Source organism: Flavobacterium sp., from assembly GCF_027490375.1.
Classification (GTDB): domain Bacteria; phylum Bacteroidota; class Bacteroidia; order Flavobacteriales; family Flavobacteriaceae; genus Flavobacterium.
Window position 1 is genome coordinate 16143 of record NZ_JAIXYH010000052.1, and the last position, 18164, is coordinate 34306.

Consider the following 18164-nt stretch of genomic DNA (forward strand, 5'->3'; position numbering starts at 1 on the left):
TCACCGCCGATTCTGTTCGCATTTTTGCGCAGTTAGCTTGCGTAAACCCGACGCACAAAATCGAGTATCGAAACCGGTTTTCTTCCCAGAATATTCGAAAGGTCGGTACTTACTGCATCCAGTTCTCCCTGGGCTTGCGCAGCGGCAAAGGCTGCAAAAATCGATACAACTTCTGCCGGAACTCCGTAACTGCTTAACGTAGTTTGGTATTCTTCCACAGTTGGCGATACGAAGTTGATGCTTTTACCCGACAACTGCGACAGCTCCGCCGCGATTTCTTCATAGCTTACCGCCGTTTCGTTAGAAAAATTGAACTCCTTAGCGGTATGCGCATCCAATTTCAAAAGAATTGCCGCCGCTTCAGCCATGTCTGAACGCAGCACAGCACTCAATTTTCCAGTTCCTGCCGGTAAATAAATAACACCTGTTTCCAATACTTTTTCTCCGATAAAGCCCGGAACAAAATCAAGGTATAAGTTGTTCTTTAAAATTGTGTAGTTCAAACCGCTGGCTTTTATCCAGTTTTCTGTAGCCAAATGCGATTCAGCAACTTGCCATAAAGGCGAGTTTTCGCTGTCGTTTTTTCGTTGAAAACTGGTGTAAATAACGTGGTTAATTCCAATTTCTGCGGCAGCTTCAACCACATTTTTATGTTGCTGCAAGCGGTTCGCCAAATCGCTACTCGAAACAAAAAGCAGTTTAGTTACGCCTTGAAATGCACGCAGCAAAGAATCTTTATCGCCGTAATCGGCTACACGAACGCCAATTCCGCGCGCTTGAAACGAATTGCCCGCAGCTTCTGTACGCACTAAAGCCAAAATTTCGCTGGGTTGAACGCCTTTTTGAAGTAAAAAATCGATAGTTAACTTTCCAAATTGTCCGGTTGCACCTGTAATTAAAATCATAATTTATCTATATTTGTTCTTTTGTTACGCAAAGTAACTAATTATAGTTATTAATTGTAACAAGTAACCTTTAGGTAACTAGTAAAAAGTAGTAACGTTATGGTAACTAAAGAGCGCGTCGATCAAGATTTTCGCTGTCCGGTAACGGCTTTGTTGGAACTTATTGGCGGAAAATGGAAGCCGGTTATTTTGTTTTGTCTGCGCGACGAAACACGCCGTTTTGGTGAGCTTTCGGCTCGAATGCCCAGTATTTCGCGCAAGGTACTCACCGAGCAACTCAAGCAGTTGGAGTCCGACGGTTTGGTAATTCGCGTGCAATTCAACGAAATTCCGCCGCGTGTCGAGTATTCGTTAACCGATCTTGGCAGGAGTTTAGCACCCGTTTTACAAGCAATGGAACGCTGGGGCAGCACCCATTTGTCGAATCCAAAAAACTAGCGATCAGATTTTTTTATTTTTTGGGCACATCCCGCCGCGAAAATAGGGTGGAAGTGCTTGTGCGCGGCAGGTCGCGTTTTCCACTACAAGGCGAAACACGCCACGGCGTTTCAGCTACGGTTTTGGCACAGCTTCTTTCAGTCGCTGCACCATAACCAGCTTCAATCGCCGTTTCGCGTTACGGCTTTCCGTTTCAACCCCTTGTGCAGAAACGTGCGTAAAACGTGTCGTTGTAAAAAATGCGTACGTTAGTAAAAAATACCTATAAGTAGGTAGTTTTGGGAGGGAGGAAGTGCGTAAATTAGCGAGGTGTAAAAAGAAGTGACTTTTTAATTGCTGAGACAAAAGGTGAAACTAGTGTCCAATTTAACATATTCAAAATACGCAAAATTTTATCGATTCAGCTCGCTGTGATTAGATAATTTAAGCTTGTTTTTGGTGATTGAAAAAATGGAGGAGACTTAGGCAATTGTTGAGTTACCTGCCATTATAGAACGACCGTAACAGGACAGACAATGAACAAAATTTTAATAATTCTAATACTGACAATTTTAGTTTCCTGCGACAACCGAACGACAAATAATGAAATAACTCAGACGAGAGATAAACTTGTGACGAAAACTGAAGTAAATGAAAATGTAGACGTTATGGACAAAGTGAAAAACCATTTTGAACTACGCAGTATTAAACCTTCGATTATAATCAACAATACGGAAGGTAATCAAACAGATATTCAGCTTGGAAATCATAAAATAAAATGGTTTAACACAGACGATGAAACAAAAATCAAAATTGACAACGACATTTTTACTTTAAAAGATAAGGCCACATTAAACATTGTTCATTATGGAAAAGACACTGTGGACTTTGCAAACAACTGGGACGAAATAAAACTGTTTAAACATAATGACAGAGAGTATATAGGAATACGTATGTCATTTTCACCTTGCACTGGGTTAGGATGTAGTGTTGATTATTTCCTGATTTACGATGTTAAAACAAAATCAAAAAATTTCTTCGGGACTTTTAGAACAGATAACGAGTTGGAACTTTTTAACTTTAACAATGACTGCAAAATTGATTATTTAGCGAAAACTTATAACGGAGATGCTCACGGTTCAACACCAATTGAGTTTATCTACGAACTTTATTCTATGGACACAAACGGACAATTCAAAATGCAGAAAGATAATGGTGGATTGACATATTAAATCATTCATACAACTTTTCCAAACGACACAACTAAAGCAGACAAACTAACAGAACATTGGATAACGCAAATAAAATAACGGCAGGTAACACGGGTTTTGCATCAGGCGGGGTGACGTGCAAGCTTAGAGCTTTGTGCTTCTATTCAAGTTCAGTGCTGGTTGATAGTTTTGTGCTCTGAAACCCGCCTGAAAGTAAATATTTGGAACGTTACATATCATTTTATCACAAAAATATCTTTTGATGACAATTGAAAATAAAATTTGGTATGATTTAGTTCACACGAAATATGGTGATGAATATTTGATTCAATACATAAAAAGGCAAAAACTATACAGAAAATGGTTTAAAGTATTGACAATATTATTTTCAGCAAGCGGAATATTTAGTGCTTTTCAATCAGCAAAAATTCCTACTATAATTTCATGCGTGTTTATTGGATTAGTTCAATTAGCAACGAGTATAGAAAATTTTATTATTCATTCAGAAGATGATCTAGACAAATTAGGTTCATTAAGAATGCTTTATTATACCCGCTTAAATAATTTAGAAGAATTATGGAATAATTATTACAATAATAAAATAACTGACAACGAAGCAACTGAAAAGTTCTTTGAACTTAGAAAATCTGCAAGCGAAATTGAAGAACTTGATAACAAACTAAACATTAGAACATATTCTAAAATGAAAGAAAAAGCAAACACACTAACTAATCAATATTTTAATACATATTATCATGAGTGAAAAAAGCAATGAGAATAAGGGAAGTTCTGGAAGTAGCAAATCGAATAATTCAGGACAACAACGAGACAATAAACCTGTTGGTCTAAATAAAGGGAATGTTCCAAGAATGGAAAATCCACCAAAACCTCCGAAGAAAAGTTAAATAAGGCATATAAAACGGGTAATCGTTGCACTACTCGCCGTTTCGAAAGAAAGTTCACTTTCCGAAGTCTCCCGACTTCGGAGCAAATATTTGAAACGTAGTAAAGTAATTTGAGAACCTTTTTTCTTGTTTTATTAAGTTATAGCGTATAAATTCAGATGATTTTGTAGTGCTTTAATTTGTCATACCTCAAAGTCGAAATACTTTGCAGAGCATTGCAATTACAAGTAACCGAATAAAACCTAAATTAATAAGTTATGATAGAAGTAAAAATAGAAGACAAGCAAAATTATTTAAGTAAGAACTACCCTTTTGCAGAACCACCGGAATTGAAAGACAAAAAAGAATGTATTCATTGCGGAGAAATAATAACAGTTGGAGATTTCAAAGTATTCAAAGACGAACTTGGAAATGAATACATTTGTTGCCCAAACGCTCCAAAATGTGACGGAACGGTAATTGACTGGATGCTAGTAGGATATAAGCACGACTAATCATGTAAGATATAATGAAAAAAATCATATTTGCGCTATTGATAGTAACCGCAACATCATCTGTTTTTGGACAACAACGACTGTGGTCAACTGTTAAAAATGATAACACCACATCTGGAACTAAATATGTTCCAATGAACAACGTTACAAAAGAAGTTCTAACTTTTTACGACCAATACGACTATTATTTTGATTTATCAGGCTATAGCAAAAAGCGTTTTATTGAAGAAATTAATTTTGGTTTCGACGACTGGACATGGCTTGATGGTATAAAGGAATCGACAGTTTTTGCTTTTAAGTCAAATGCAGGAAGTGGTTCTGTCATCATAGTAATGTGTATTAGTGAGGATAATGTCAATTTACTTCTATTTTCAAGCGACGTTTTACTATATACAAACCCTCAAAGTACAGCTTCGTATGAAAGGGATAAGTTTGCAAAGTGGTTCAAAACAATGTTAAATTAGAGGCACCACGCTCTCCGAAGTCTCCCGACTTCGGAGTACTGCTTCAACACGTAAAAAAACTTATATCAACGCTTTATCCGTCGGCGAAATCTCTTTACGACGCACAGTCAGAAGATTTTGAAGTGCAGTTTTTTAATTCGTACCTCAAAGGCGGGAGAATTTGCGGAGCCGAGGAAATTCGTTGGAACATACAAGAGCGATAAAGCTCCTATGACCTTAAAATTCACTAATGAAGACGATGAATTGAATATCGAAATTGTAGGTCAAGGGAAATTCCCAATTCAATCGGCAGGACCAAACAAGTTTTCATTTCCGGAAGCTGGTTTAACTGTTGAGTTTTTAGAAGACGGAAAGACCGCTAATATTAATGTTCAAGGACGATCTATTCCTTTAACAAAGCAGTAAGAACGTTTAATAAACTTTTTAAAGCCTGAATTTAAGTTACGAACTTGAATTCAGGTTTTTTTTTAGAAGTAAAATTCAAATTATAAGTTTTAATAAATAGAAACAGCCCAATGCTTTGCCATCGCAAAAATTCAAGAAAAAAAGTGGCAAGCGGTAACTCCAAAGCAAACGCATTTCAATGGTATTTCATTCTAATTGTTTTCTGTAAAACAACCTATTTTAATTTTTAAACAATTATTTTTTATTGATAAACAATAAATATATATCTTTGATCAAAATATTAAAATGATAATTATGACTTCTAAGAACAAATTCGTTTGGAACCTAATTCAGTTGGTTTGTTGGTTGATATTTGCTGGTTTGTGCGTACAAGCAGGGACGCTCGTCTTTAATTATGTTTACAGCTTGTTTCGGCCAATTGCGGCACACAATCTAGATTCGGGTTTAAATTTAGCAGCGCTGTACAACCAGAGTTTGACATTGTATTCGCTGTTGTTTTCATTTCTTATCGGTATTGCCGTATTAAAAGCCGTTACGTATTACTACGTATTGCGCTTGTTTAAAGTTTTAAAGTTGGTAAATCCGTTTACTGAGGAGATTTCTAGACTGCTTTTAAAAATCACGTATCAGGCGTGTTCCGTGGGCGCTCTTTGTTTCTTAGCGCAACGTTTTACGCAGCAGCTAGCGCATCGCGGATTTGATTTGCAACTTGTAGGGCGGTATTGGAACGACAGTGCAGCCTATCTTATGATGTCGGCTATACTTTTTGTCGTGGCCTTAATTTTTAGAAAAGGAATTGAATTACAGCAAGATAACGACCTAACAGTATAAATATGCCCATAATTGTAAACTTAGATGTAATGATGGCTAAACGAAAAATGTCGTTGAATGAGCTGTCTGAAAAAGTAGATATCACACTATCAAACCTATCTATCTTAAAAACAGGAAAGGCAAAAGCTGTCCGTTTTAGTACGCTAGAATCCTTGTGTGTAGCGCTCGATTGTCAACCAGGTGATTTACTCGAGTACCGACCCGATGGGGAAAATGAAACTTGAAAATCGGTTTTGTTCGGTGGGACTCTCGCAGAGTGGTCGTTAAAATTCAAGCTTACAACTCCTAAGCTGTGAATGATGTAACGTATTGTCTTAATTGTGTATAGCTACGGAATAAATAGGGCGCACCTTTGTTTTGTTGTGAAAATATATTCGCAATTAAATAGAGTTCACCATGAAAAATAATGAAGAATTACAGACAGATGTGCAGAAAGCCATTAAATGGGAGCCGTTATTGCATGCAGCCGAAATTGGAGTTACTGCAAAAGACGGTGTTGTTACTTTGACCGGTGTAGTAGATAGCTACGCCAAGAAGGTGGAAGCAGAGAATGCAGCCAAAAAAGTAATTGGTGTAAAAGCTTTGGTTGAGGCTATTGAAGTGAAATTTTCAGGTACTTGGACGAAAACAAACTCGGAGATTGCCAAAGAAGTTCTTACTGCTTTAAGTTCAAATTGGGCCGTTCCCAAAGACCGAGTTAAAGTAACAGTTGAAAACGGTTGGGTTACTTTAGGAGGCGAACTTCCGTGGAATTATCAAAAAGATGCCGCAAAAAGTGCCGTAAATTATCTCGCTGGTGTTAAAGGCGTTACCAATAACATCAAAATCATTTCTGAAAGTCACGATACCATTGAAAAAAAGGCCGTAGAAGACGCTATCGCTAGAAGCTGGTCTATTGACGACACCGATATAAATGTTTCTGTATCAGGCACAACCGTAACCTTGCACGGAACCGTTAATTCATGGTATCAGAAGGAAGAAGCAGGTCGTATCGCCTGGAACACTCCCGGTATTTGGCACGTGAAAAACGATTTGGCTGTTGACTATTACTTCGCTTTAGTCGACTAACAATCATTAGAAACCTAAGCACGTTTTAAAAATCGAGATCAAATATCATGTAAAAGCCTGATTATGTAGTGAAATATATTTGCTGCACACGCGTGTTTCAAATAGACGCAATTGAATAGGCAAACTTTTATTTGTTACGTTTCTAAAACAGACTTTTGCAATCTTTGACAGAAATGCATTACTCTTTTTACAAACGATTCATCAAAAATTTTTAATCGAACTTAGGTTTAAAGGGTGAAGGATTTTTCTTTCACCCTTTTTAAAAAATCAACAATTCTGCGGAAAATTAAATCAGTTTCGGCAGAAAAATGAAGCGTTGTTTTTGAAGTATTTTCAATTCAACAGCTTTTTTCCAAAGTCATTCTTTCTACTTCTTACTCTCATTACCGCTCGTTGATTTTAAATTTAGTACATAAACGACTGATAAACAATATTACAGATGGGAAATTCACCACCGAATACAACTGAAGTTAATGTGCTCGCAAAAGATAGAATTGTTGCTAAGGTTGTAAATGCGGGTAAAGAATATGTGGTTGGCGACACCAAAATTACAGCTCTGAAAGCCAGTACAGTGGAATTAAAAGCGGGTGAATTGTTGTTGATTATCGGTCCGTCGGGTTCCGGAAAAACTACGTTACTCTCGTTATTTGGCTGTGTATTGTATCCGAGTTTTGGCGAAGTGTGGATCGATGCAGTTCAAGTAAACGAACTCAGCGAAAGCAAATTAGCTGCTTTACGATTGTTAAAAATCGGATTTATTTTCCAACGATTTAATCTCATTGCACCATTAACCGCTTTAGAAAATGTTATGATGCCGCTGTTGCTTCAAGATAGTTCCGAACGTGAAGCGAAACTAAAAGCTACCGCAGCTTTGGAGAAAGTTGGAATGGGAGATCGAATGAAAAACCTCTCGAACGACCTAAGTGGCGGACAACAACAACGCGTGGCTATTGCTAGAGCTTTAGTTACCAATCCGGAAATGATGCTTTGCGACGAACCAACGGCATCACTCGATCTGGCAAGTGCCGGAATTGTAATGAGAGAATTAAAAGACCTCGCCAAACAGGGAAAAGCGGTAGCTGTAGTTACTCATGATGCCAGATTACGGCCTTTTGCCGACAGAATTGTTTATGTGTTGGATGGCTCCGTTTCGGATACACCCGTTGAAGAGGAGCTAGCAATAAAGTAAAACGATATTCATGAAAACATTGATTTCTAGAACTTCATTGTAAAAAACGTCAAAACACATTTTTATTCAAATTCCAATAAAAAGTACACCGATGAAAAAATATACTTTCTTAATGCTGTTCCTTTTCATTTTTGCTTTCTGCAATAGAAATGCCGCAGAAAACGAATCCAAAAAGGAAAACGAAAAGCAAGCGAAATCGCGTAATTATGTTATTGGAATCGGGAAAATAGTACCTGAAAACGATATTATTCAATTAGTATCGCCTGTTCCCGGAATTGTTCAAAAAATTTATAAGAAAGAAAACGATAGCGTTGCTGTAGGAACCATTATCTTGGAATTAGAACATGATTTAGAAGATGAAAAAATAATTCAATTACGTACTCAAGTTGCCACACAAGCGGCTCAAATAAACGTTGATAAAGCTACTGTTAACCAATTGGATGCCGAAATTAGTAATGCAAAAACAGAGTTGCAACGACTCCAAAATTTAGCAACGCTTGGTGCCGAGACACAGCAAACGGTTGATAACGCAGCGTCAAAAGTAAAATCGTATGCTGCACAATTAAACGGTTTGCAAGCTACAATTTCCGTTTCTACAAGCAAATGGCGGGAAGCAAAAGCAAATTTGAAAACGGCTCAATTGGAAAGAGATCAGAAAATCATCAGATCGCCAATCAATGGACGAATTTTAGAAATCAGCGTATTAATCGGCGGTTCTGTTTCCATACAACAATCATTTGTACAAATTAGTCCCAACGGTAGAATCATTGCAATAGCAGAAATCGATGAATTAAATGCAACGAAAATTGAAGTTGGCCAACGCGGCTGGATTCGAAGCGTAGGTTCGGCTGATACTTTGTCGACGGGTCGTATTTACTTCGCTGCCACTTTTCTAAAAAAGAAATCATTATTCACCGATCAATCTGGCGAAAAAGAAGATAGGCGTGTACGCACTTTAAAAATGGTGCTGGATAATTCTCAGAAATTGTTGCTCAATGCCCGAGTTGAGTGTGTGATTGACGTTTCTACTCATTCTAAAAAGTAAAAAATGCTAAAGATTGCATGGAAGTTCATCCGATTCGATAAAGCAAAAAGTATAGGCGTAGTTGTAGGCATTCTCATTAGTACTTTTTTGATTGGTCAGCAACTAGGCGTTTTCTTTTTTCTTTCGGGCTTAATGGGCGCGCTGGCTACAGATGTGAAAGCAGACATTTGGGTTGTTGACAATAAAACAGACGACGTGAATCAGCTCGGACAATTAGACATCAGAAACCTTAGAGCAATTCAAGGTATTGCAGGCGTTAAAGAAGCATTTCCTTTAGTAATTGCTGGAGCAGCATGCAATTTTGAAAACGGAACAAGTGGCGCTATTACTTTATTGGGCGTTGATGAAAACCATATTAATGCCCTGATTAGTGAAGACAAAATAGTTGCCGGCAATACTTCTGATTTGCAATTAGACGGCGCCGTTAGTGCTGAATTTTTTGAAAAGAAAAACCTAGGAGGCAACATTGATTTACGAACCAATTTGGAAATAAACGGCAAAAGAGCCTTTTTCGTGATGCAAACTAAAGGATTCAGAGGTTTCGGAAGTAGTTTTTGTGTGACAACAATAGAACGAGCGCGATTTTTTTCGAATCAATCCGGAAATACGATCAGTGCCGTTTTGGTGAATGTAGCTGACGAAAAAGACGTTGATCAAGTGGTTGCCGCTGTTAATAAAAACATTTTTGGAGTTAGAGCTTGGCCTTCGGAAAAGCTGTCAGCCTCGTCTGTTAAAAAGATTTTAGCTAGTAGCGGAATCGCCTTAAGTACCGGAACACTGATCGTTTTTGCGCTGATTGCTGGTTTTTTCATCATTGGTTTAACGATGTATTCTTCAGCACTCGATCGTTTAAAAGATTACGGAACGCTTAAAGCTATTGGTGCTAGTAACAAGTATATCAGTAAGTTAATTATAACGCAAGCGCTGTTGTTTACTGTAGTTGGCTTTTTGGTTGGTTTGGCTTTGTTGGAAGGATTTCGAATGGGTGTTGCCAAATCGGGTTTGATTTTTTCGTTTTCGCCTTTGGTTTTATTGTCTATGTTTTCAACCATCAGCTTGATTTCGCTCGGCGGTGCTTCTTTCGCTTTAAGCAGAATAAGAAGTGTCGAACCGGCTGCTGTGTTTAATTAAATCGCGCCTAAAAAACTTTGCCTTATGAGAATAGCTTTTACAATACTCGTTTCATTTCACGCTTTACTTCACGCGCTTGGTTTTTTAAAAGCATTTGGATTAGCTGATTTAAAGCAACTAACAACAACGATATCGAAACCGATGGGCGTGGTATGGTTATTTGCATGCATACTTTTTGTTGTGTATGCCGTTTTTTTCGCGTTTAAAAATAATTTATTCTGGCTGGTTGGTTTGGTTGCAGTTATTTTTTCACAAATCGCAATTAATAGCTCGTGGCAAGATACAAAATTTGGAACGCTCATTAATGTGATTGTTTTGTGTGTATCGCTTGCCGGATTTGGTTCTTGGAATTATTTCAACAACTACAATAAAGAAGTTAGCGCAGTTTTTCAACAAGATACATTTATGCCCACTGCTGTATTGTCAGAGAATGATATTCAACAACTTCCCGAACAAGTAAAAAAATACATCCGATTTGTAGGTGCTGTAGGTAAACCCAAAGTATCGCATTTTAAAGCAGAGTTTACGGGTGAAATAAGGGAAGACGCCTATTCGCCATGGATGCCTTTTACTTGCATTCAATTCAATTTCTTGAAAGAGCCTACGCGCTTGTTTTTTATGAAAGCAAAAATGAAAGGTTTCCCAATTGGCGTTTTTCACAAATTTAGGAACGGCAAAGCAACTATGGGTGTTCGACTTTTCTCCTTAATCCATGTTCAGCGCTTAGAAGGTGCAGAAATGAATGTGTCGGAAACCGTAACTTTTTTTAACGACATGTGCGTTTTAGCGCCCGCAAGCTTAATCGACAACCGTATAAAATGGCTTGGCGCAGAAAGAAATACTGTCAAAGCGTCGTTTACAAATAAAGAAATTACAGTGACTGCCGTTTTGTATTTTGACGATCGCGGAGCACTTGTAAATTTTATTTCCCAAGATCGATACGCCGGAAATACGGGAAAAAAGTACGCTTGGGCAACGCCGTTGAAAAATTACCAACAATTGGAAGGACAACAAATTATGGAAAATGCCGAAACGATTTATTCGTATCCCGATGGCGACTTCATTTACGGCAAATTTACGTTAAAAAGCATTTCCTACAATCCAACGGGTATAAACTGAAACAATCGTGAAAAATTACAGTTCGTTAGCATTTCAATCTAAACGAGAACTAGGCGATTTCATTCAGACTTGCGTAGGAATTATGTTGCTTGTTTTGTTTTTGCAAACATCAGTTCAGGCACAGCGCGTTGTAACCTTAGCTCAAGCCATTACAAACGGATTGGAAAACAAGAATGCTATTTTAGCTGGAAATTTAGATGCAGCGATTAGCAAATTGCAAACCAAAGCCTTGTATCAGAAGTATCTTCCACAAGTAGCGGTAGAATATCAATATATGTATAATCCGATTTTGCAAACATCCATATTGCCGATTGGTGTTTTTAATCCTTCTTTTCCAATCGATGCTACTAAAAGCGTGCAGTTTGGTACAAATTGGACACAATCTGCCGGATTAACAGTTTCGCTTCCGGTATTTGATTTAGCAATAAAGCGACAAATTAAAGAAGCAAAATTACAGGAACAAATCGCATCTCTTTCGCAGCAACAAGCCGAATACGAATTAGCCTACACCATTGCACAAACGTACATAGCCATTTACCTGCAAGAAGCCAAAATTAAGTCGCTCGTAATTGATACCAGCCGAACTTTTACGAGTTATACGCTTTTGAAGAGCAAATTCGACGAAAAGCGGTTACTAAAATCAGATTTGAATAAAGCAAAAGTAAATCACAACAATACGGTTCAATTAGTAACAGATGGAATTGCCCTGCTGTTGGAAGACAAGGTGTATTTGTTGTTATTAATGGGAACGAAAGAAACTACCGATTTTGATTTTGAACTCGACGCTACTTTTTCCGAAAAATTCATTTTTGCGAATACCGATAGCGAAGCAACTGTAGCGTATTTTCCTGATTTGCAACAGCTTCAATTTCGAAGTGCGTTAACACAATTGCAAACTAAATCGGAACGCGGTAAACGCTTGCCTACAATAGGTTTAAAAGGCTTTTTAGGCGCTAATCAATTTTCAAATACATTCAATCCAACTGCTTCAAACTCTTGGTTTGGTTTGAGTTATGTTGGCTTAGATGTAAAATTGCCGATACTTTTTGGAGAGAATCCACGAAATAAAATTGCGCAACTCAAAATGCAATCCAAACAATTCGATTTGCAAAAAGACGACAAAGCACTTCAATACGCAACGGATTTGGTGACACTAAAGCTAAAACTCGATAATGTAAAATCGCAGTTAAAAACAAAAGAAGAAAATATTGCACTCAGCAGCGAATCTATTTTTATTTTTCAAATGCGTGTAAGAGAAGGGCAGGAGTCGGCACTAAACTTAAATCTAGAAGAAGCAGCGATGCAATTATTACAGTCTGATTTTGAGTTGAATAGAATACAATTGTGGATTTATTGGTTAGATTTTCTAAAAGCGTCGGGGCAACTAACTACTTTATGGAAATGAAAGCGATGGTAGAAGATTTAAGACCTTACGAATTTCTTGCAATTAATTCAAAGGAAATTATAGAAAAGCAAGTGAGCTCGCACCGGCAACAGCATTCTTATGCTGGAACAATCATTGGATTTTCGGTCTTGTTTATTCCTTTTTTTCTAAATAGTTTGGATGGAACGAATCAAATACTACAGCTTTTTTCCATTCTTCCTATTGCATTATTTATAGGTTCGATACTACTGATGTTAAGTATTTTCAGGAGCAAACCTTTAGATCAAGCGCTTTCAGTTACAAAGTATGAAGAACTACTTTCAAAATCATATAAAGAAATACTGCTTTTTGAAATTGAAGCGAATAAAACTTCGTACCTTAAAAATAAAAGAGCAACTTTAAATGCAAATCACCGCTACATGCAGGGCATTGGCTTAACGACAATTGCAATCATCATTTCGATAATAATGCTCTTATTGAGTACGTTTTTAGCGATAGAAAAAAAGCCTACAAAAGTTCAAGTTGTTGCACCAAACGCGATTATGAAATAGACTACACAAAAATCTTTGTCAGATCGCTGATTTTGATTTAGTTAAATGTTATTGCGATTCAATATACTTCGCTAAACCTGTATAATCCGCCTAGTAATCAACCATTTCTATGTTTTCTGACTTCAATTTTTAAATCGAATTCAGGTTCTAAAGAAACAACATAGCTTTTTGTCAAGGCAAAAGTGAACGAATTTATTTGGCTATTTTACTATCATGTTTGCTATTAATTCGAGTAAAAAGCGAATATGACAAGGATTTTCAACACATTACCTAATTTTACTAAAGAAATACCAGTACCAAAATGACACTACCCGAAATTATTAATTACCGTAGATCTGTAAGAAGTTACAGCAAAGAAGCCATAGATACGAACAAGGTTAAAGATTGTTTGGATTTAGCGACGCTTGCACCAAATAGTTCTAATATGCAATTGTGGGAATTTTACCACGTAACAAGTCCAGAAATGCTGAAACAACTTGCTGTTGCGTGTTTAAATCAGGAATCGTCAAAAACTGCAAAGCAAATGGTTGTATTTGTAACGCGACAGGATTTGTATTCAAAAAGAGCTAGAACTTTATTGGAATTAGAAATTAAGAACGTTAAGAAGAATAGTCCTGTTGAAAGGCAAGCGCACAGAATTAAAAGATATGAATTGTATTATGGAAGAGTGGTTCCATTCTTGTACACACGCTTTTTCGGAATTTTCGGTTTCTTAAGAACGCTGTTAGTTAATGTAGTTGGTATTTTCAAACCGATAACGTATCAAGTTTCGGAGAATGATATTCGCGTTGTAGTTCACAAAACGTGTGCTTTAGCTGCTCAAACGTTTATGTTGGCTATGGCTAATGAAAAGTACGACACTTGCCCGATGGAAGGATTTGACAGCAGAAAGGTAAAACGACTTTTAAAATTACCTTATTCGGCAGAAATAAACATGGTAGTTTCGTGTGGTATCCGAACGGAAAAGGGCATTTGGGGCGATCGAATGCGCGTACCGTTTAGTGAGGTGTATCGAAAAGTATAGATAATGTGATTTCGACATAAAAACCTATGTTAGATCCCTTGAAGCTAAGCTTTTTGCTTCCGTAAGAAAAACTTCTAGACACTATTTTTAAAGCTAACCATTTAAACAGTCGCTTCCGTCGTTGTTTTATTTTGAGATACCTAATATATCCCAAAGAAAATTCGCCTATCATTCCAATTATTTAAATGATTTCAAACTTTGATTATTATATCGAACTCACCTTATAATACGCTGTTTTGCTTCGCACTTGCAGCAAATGGCGGGATTAGCTTCTAAAAATTACTATTGTTATCAAAGTTTTTGAATTCGGTTGTTTCCATAAAAAAAGCGCCGATTTTTCAACCGACGCTTATCTATATGCAAAATTGAAATTAGAAGCAGTACTCGTTTGATGCAATTAATTTTGCTGCAATTTGTTCGCGTAAACCAACGATATTTGGCATGTTGGTGTACTTGGTGAAACGACGTAGTCCCATGAGCATCATGCGCTGCTCGTCGCCCGAAGCAAAAGATACAATGCTCTCTTTTCCTTTTTGAGAAATCACGTCGACAGCTTTGTACAAATACAACTGCGCCATAGCAATTTGCTCTTTACAAGCATCTTGACCCACTTTTTTCGCCAATTTCTCGGTTCTCAAAATAGTGGACTCAGCCATGTAAATTTCGATCAGCATATCGGCAGCAGCCATCAATAATTGCTGGTGTTCCTCTAAATCTGGACCAAACTTCTGAACCGCCGAACCGGCAACCATCAAAAACGCCTTTTTCAAACGAATGATCATATCTTTCTCTTCCGAAAACAATTCGCTGTAGTCTGGAATATCAAAGTCCGGAATGCCCATCAATTCTTCGGCTACTTTCATGGCAGGCGCGAGTAAATCGACGTGACCTTTCATGGCTTTTTTGATCAACATACCTACCGACAACATGCGGTTGATTTCGTTAGTGCCTTCATAAATACGCGAAATACGGGCATCACGCCAAGCGCTTTCCATTGGCGTATCTTCTGAGAATCCCATTCCGCCTAGAATTTGAATACCTTCGTCGGAACAATTCTGGATATCTTCTGAAACGGCTACTTTCAAAATCGAACATTCGATGGCAAATTCTTCCACACCTTTTAATTCGGCTTCCTGATGCGATTCGCCCGCTTCTTCGCGCAGTTTGATTCGATTTTCAATGTCTTTCGACGCGCGATACGTAGCACTTTCGCCGGCATAACAGCTCGTTGCCATTTCGGCCAATTTGTATTTGATGGCACCAAAGCTCGAAATAGGAACGTTAAACTGTACGCGCTCGTTGGCATACTTAACCGCACCACTAGTAACGCGACGCTGTGCATCCAAACAGGCTGCTGCCAATTTAATACGGCCCACGTTAAGTGCATTCATGGCTATTTTGAAACCGTTGCCGCGTTCGGAAAGCATGTTTTCAACCGGTACTTTGGTTTCGTTAAAGAACACTTGTCGCGTACTCGATGCACGGATTCCGAGTTTGTGCTCTTCTTCGTTCATAGAAATTCCGTTCGACGGATCGTTTTCTACGATAAATCCGGTGATGTTTTTATCGTTTTCGATTCGTGCAAATACGATAAATAGGTTACAGAATCCGGCGTTGGAAATCCACATTTTTTGTCCGGTAATGCTGTAGTGCGTTCCGTCTTCAGAAAGTACTGCTTTAGTTTTTCCCGAGTTGGCATCGGATCCGGCACCGGGTTCGGTAAGGCAGTAGGCACCAAACCATTCTCCGCTGGCCAATTTAGGTACGTATTTTGCCTTTTGGGCTTCGGTTCCGTACAAGGTAATGGGCATGGTTCCGATTCCGGTATGTGCGCCGAAAGCGGTTGAGAACGAACCGGTTGCACCCGAGATGTAGTCGCATACCAAAACGGTATCAACAAATCCCATCCCCATTCCACCATACGCTTCGGGAACGGCAACAGATAGGAATCCCATTTCGCCTGCTTTTCGCATACACGCTTCGGTAAAGGCGTAATCTTTTTTCTCAAAACGATCTTTGAAAGGCCAAACTTCTTTGTCGATGAACTCTTTAACAGAGTCGCGCATCATGAGTTGCTCTTCAGTAAAATCTTCCGGTGTGAAAATGTCTTCACAAGCTGTTTGTTTAACGAGGAATTGTCCTCCGCGGGTTACATTATTCATAGGTTTGCTTTTAAGAAGCTAGAGACGAGAAACGAGAAACTAGACTTGATTCGTTTTTTCCAACTTATTGATGAATCCTGTCATCATTTTTTGGAATTCATCTAGTTTATCTTCAATCGTTTTAGCCTGATTGTTATCTATATAATTATTTTGTTGAGCAATTAAAATTTGTGTTTGTACTTCAAAAGAAGAACCTAAACTTATGTTCAAATAATGCAGAAAATATCTGTTGCCTCTATTTGAACCTTCAGCGATATTAGAAGCCATTGAAACGCTAGCTCGATTAATTTGATTAGATAGTCCATAAAGCTCATGCTTCGGAAATTCGAGTGTTACCTTATGTACATCTAGAGCAATGTCCATAGCCAGATTCCAAATTTTTAGATTTTTAAAATTGTGTTTCATTATCTCGAATAATCTCGCTTCTAGTTTCTCTCCCGATAGCCATCGGGACTAGTTTCTAGTTTCTAGTTTCTAGTTTCTAGTTTCTAGTTTCTAGTTTCTAGTTTCTAGTTTCTAGTTTCTAGTTTCTAGTTTCTAGCTTCTCGCTTCTCGCTTCTCTCCCGATCGCTATCAGCATCCAATCCTACATCACTTCAAACACTCCAGCGGTTCCTTGTCCGGTGCCGACGCACATGGTTACGAGTCCGTATTTAAGGTTGCGACGTTTCATTTCGTCGAATATTTGTACACTGAGTTTTGCGCCGGTGCAACCCAGCGGATGGCCCAAAGCAATGGCACCACCGTTTACGTTTATGATTTCTGGATTGAGTTGCAACTCGCGAATAACGGCTAACGATTGTGCCGCAAATGCTTCGTTTAATTCGATTAACTGAATATCGTTTTGCGACAAACCGGCTTGTTTTAAGGCTTTTGGAATTGCTTTTACAGGACCAATTCCCATAATGCGTGGTTCAACGCCAGAAGATGCAAAATTTACCAAACGCGCAATTGGCGTTAAGTTGTGACGCTTCAAAAATTCTTCGCTTACAACCAATACAAACGCAGCGCCGTCGCTCATTTGCGAAGAAGTTCCGGCAGTTACGGTCCCGTCGGCAGCAAAAACAGGGCGGAGTTTAGCTAAAGCCGCAAGGTTGGTGTCGGCACGTGGCCCTTCATCTTGAGTAACGGTATACGATTTGGTTTCTTTTTTACCTTTTTCGTTTAAAAACGTTTGTTCAACAGTAATCGGAACAATTTGATTGTCGAATTTATTTTCGGCTATGGCTTTCAATGCTTTTTGATGCGATTCGAAGGCAAACAAATCTTGGTCTTCGCGACTGATGTTGAATTGTTTCGCGACAGCTTCGGCCGTTAAGCCCATTCCCCAATAGTAATCTTCGTGTCCGGATTTAGCCACTTCGTAATCAGGTACAGGCTTGTATCCGCCCATTGGGATATAGCTCATGCTTTCGGCACCACCGGCTAAAATACAATCGGCCATACCGCTTTGAATTTTTGCAGTAGCGATACCAATAGTTTCTAAACCTGATGCGCAATAGCGATTTACGGTTACACCAGGAACGTCTTCAACTTTAAGTCCCATGAGCGAGATTAGTCGACCCACGTTCAGGCCTTGTTCGGCTTCGGGCATGGCATTTCCTACAATAACATCGTCGATTTCTTTTTTGTCGATTTGTGGAAATTGCGCCATTAAATGGGCAATGGTTTCCGCTGCCAGTTCGTCCGGACGTTTAAAACGGAACACGCCTTTCGGAGCTTTTCCAACGGCTGTTCGGTAGCCGGCAACGATATATGCTGTTTTCATGATTATAGTATTAAGATTTGAGTATTAAGTATTAAGATTTGAGTATTAAGTATTAAGATTTGAGTATTAAGTATTAAGATTTGAGTATTAA

The 18164-nt window shown here is 38.4% G+C and carries 20 protein-coding genes; 16 read left to right on the plus strand and 4 right to left on the minus strand.

Annotated features, from left to right (window positions below):
• Window positions 1–32: 32 nt before the first annotated feature.
• Window positions 33–905: an SDR family oxidoreductase gene (locus tag Q0064_RS06295; RefSeq protein WP_298145940.1), complete on the minus strand. Its 873-nt coding sequence runs from the start codon at window positions 903–905 to the stop codon at window positions 33–35.
• Between the two features lie 99 nt (window positions 906–1004).
• Between Q0064_RS06295 and Q0064_RS06300 the strand changes: the two genes are divergently transcribed.
• The 16 genes from Q0064_RS06300 to Q0064_RS06375 all read left to right on the plus strand — a co-directional run bounded on the left by Q0064_RS06300 (window position 1005) and on the right by Q0064_RS06375 (window position 14143).
• Complete coding sequence (locus Q0064_RS06300) at window positions 1005–1343, plus strand: helix-turn-helix domain-containing protein (RefSeq protein WP_298145944.1); 339 nt, start codon at window positions 1005–1007, stop codon at window positions 1341–1343.
• A gap of 515 nt (window positions 1344–1858) precedes the next feature.
• Window positions 1859–2554 carry a hypothetical protein gene (locus Q0064_RS06305; protein ID WP_298145947.1) on the plus strand — a complete coding sequence of 232 codons (696 nt, stop codon included), beginning with the start codon at window positions 1859–1861 and terminating at the stop codon, window positions 2552–2554.
• Window positions 2555–2795: 241 nt separating this feature from the next.
• The gene (locus tag Q0064_RS06310) at window positions 2796–3296 is read left to right on the plus strand and encodes a hypothetical protein (RefSeq protein ID WP_298145950.1); all 501 of its coding nucleotides are present in this window, start codon (window positions 2796–2798) and stop codon (window positions 3294–3296) included.
• Between the two features lie 399 nt (window positions 3297–3695).
• Window positions 3696–3932 carry a hypothetical protein gene (locus tag Q0064_RS06315; protein ID WP_298145953.1) on the plus strand — a complete coding sequence of 79 codons (237 nt, stop codon included), beginning with the start codon at window positions 3696–3698 and terminating at the stop codon, window positions 3930–3932.
• A gap of 134 nt (window positions 3933–4066) precedes the next feature.
• Entirely contained in the window at window positions 4067–4396 is a 330-nt protein-coding gene (locus tag Q0064_RS06320; RefSeq protein ID WP_298145956.1) for a hypothetical protein, read from the plus strand.
• Window positions 4397–4606: 210 nt separating this feature from the next.
• Window positions 4607–4801 (plus strand): hypothetical protein, encoded by a 195-nt coding sequence (locus Q0064_RS06325; protein WP_298145959.1) that lies wholly within the window; start codon window positions 4607–4609, stop codon window positions 4799–4801.
• A 294-nt stretch (window positions 4802–5095) separates the two neighbouring features.
• The gene (locus Q0064_RS06330; protein ID WP_298145962.1) at window positions 5096–5632 is read left to right on the plus strand and encodes a DUF2975 domain-containing protein; all 537 of its coding nucleotides are present in this window, start codon (window positions 5096–5098) and stop codon (window positions 5630–5632) included.
• Between the two features lie 2 nt (window positions 5633–5634).
• Complete coding sequence (locus tag Q0064_RS06335; protein ID WP_298145965.1) at window positions 5635–5856, plus strand: helix-turn-helix transcriptional regulator; 222 nt, start codon at window positions 5635–5637, stop codon at window positions 5854–5856.
• 172 nt (window positions 5857–6028) lie between these two features.
• Window positions 6029–6700, plus strand: coding sequence for a BON domain-containing protein (locus Q0064_RS06340; protein ID WP_298145968.1), 672 nt, complete (start codon window positions 6029–6031; stop codon window positions 6698–6700).
• Between the two features lie 439 nt (window positions 6701–7139).
• Window positions 7140–7889, plus strand: a complete 750-nt coding sequence (locus Q0064_RS06345; protein ID WP_298145971.1) for an ABC transporter ATP-binding protein — start codon at window positions 7140–7142, stop codon at window positions 7887–7889.
• A gap of 91 nt (window positions 7890–7980) precedes the next feature.
• Window positions 7981–8934, plus strand: coding sequence for an HlyD family efflux transporter periplasmic adaptor subunit (locus Q0064_RS06350; RefSeq protein WP_298145974.1), 954 nt, complete (start codon window positions 7981–7983; stop codon window positions 8932–8934).
• 3 nt (window positions 8935–8937) lie between these two features.
• Complete coding sequence (locus Q0064_RS06355) at window positions 8938–10065, plus strand: ABC transporter permease (RefSeq protein WP_298145977.1); 1128 nt, start codon at window positions 8938–8940, stop codon at window positions 10063–10065.
• 24 nt (window positions 10066–10089) lie between these two features.
• Complete coding sequence (locus tag Q0064_RS06360) at window positions 10090–11184, plus strand: DUF6544 family protein (protein WP_298145980.1); 1095 nt, start codon at window positions 10090–10092, stop codon at window positions 11182–11184.
• Window positions 11185–11191: 7 nt separating this feature from the next.
• Window positions 11192–12589, plus strand: a complete 1398-nt coding sequence (locus Q0064_RS06365) for a TolC family protein (protein WP_298145983.1) — start codon at window positions 11192–11194, stop codon at window positions 12587–12589.
• A complete protein-coding gene (locus Q0064_RS06370; RefSeq protein WP_298145986.1) occupies window positions 12580–13119 on the plus strand; it encodes a hypothetical protein in 540 nt (179 codons plus the stop codon). The genes Q0064_RS06365 and Q0064_RS06370 overlap by 10 nt, the downstream gene beginning before the upstream one ends.
• A 301-nt stretch (window positions 13120–13420) precedes the next feature.
• Window positions 13421–14143 carry a nitroreductase family protein gene (locus tag Q0064_RS06375; RefSeq protein WP_298145989.1) on the plus strand — a complete coding sequence of 241 codons (723 nt, stop codon included), beginning with the start codon at window positions 13421–13423 and terminating at the stop codon, window positions 14141–14143.
• A 371-nt stretch (window positions 14144–14514) separates the two neighbouring features.
• Here the strand turns inward: Q0064_RS06375 and Q0064_RS06380 are convergent, their stop codons facing one another.
• The 3 genes from Q0064_RS06380 to Q0064_RS06390 all read right to left on the minus strand — a co-directional run bounded on the left by Q0064_RS06380 (window position 14515) and on the right by Q0064_RS06390 (window position 18073).
• Entirely contained in the window at window positions 14515–16305 is a 1791-nt protein-coding gene (locus Q0064_RS06380) for an acyl-CoA dehydrogenase family protein (RefSeq protein ID WP_298145992.1), read from the minus strand.
• 39 nt (window positions 16306–16344) lie between these two features.
• Window positions 16345–16710, minus strand: a complete 366-nt coding sequence (locus Q0064_RS06385; RefSeq protein ID WP_298145995.1) for a four helix bundle protein — start codon at window positions 16708–16710, stop codon at window positions 16345–16347.
• Window positions 16711–16891: 181 nt separating this feature from the next.
• Window positions 16892–18073, minus strand: a complete 1182-nt coding sequence (locus Q0064_RS06390; protein WP_298145997.1) for an acetyl-CoA C-acyltransferase — start codon at window positions 18071–18073, stop codon at window positions 16892–16894.
• Window positions 18074–18164: the final 91 nt, after the last annotated feature.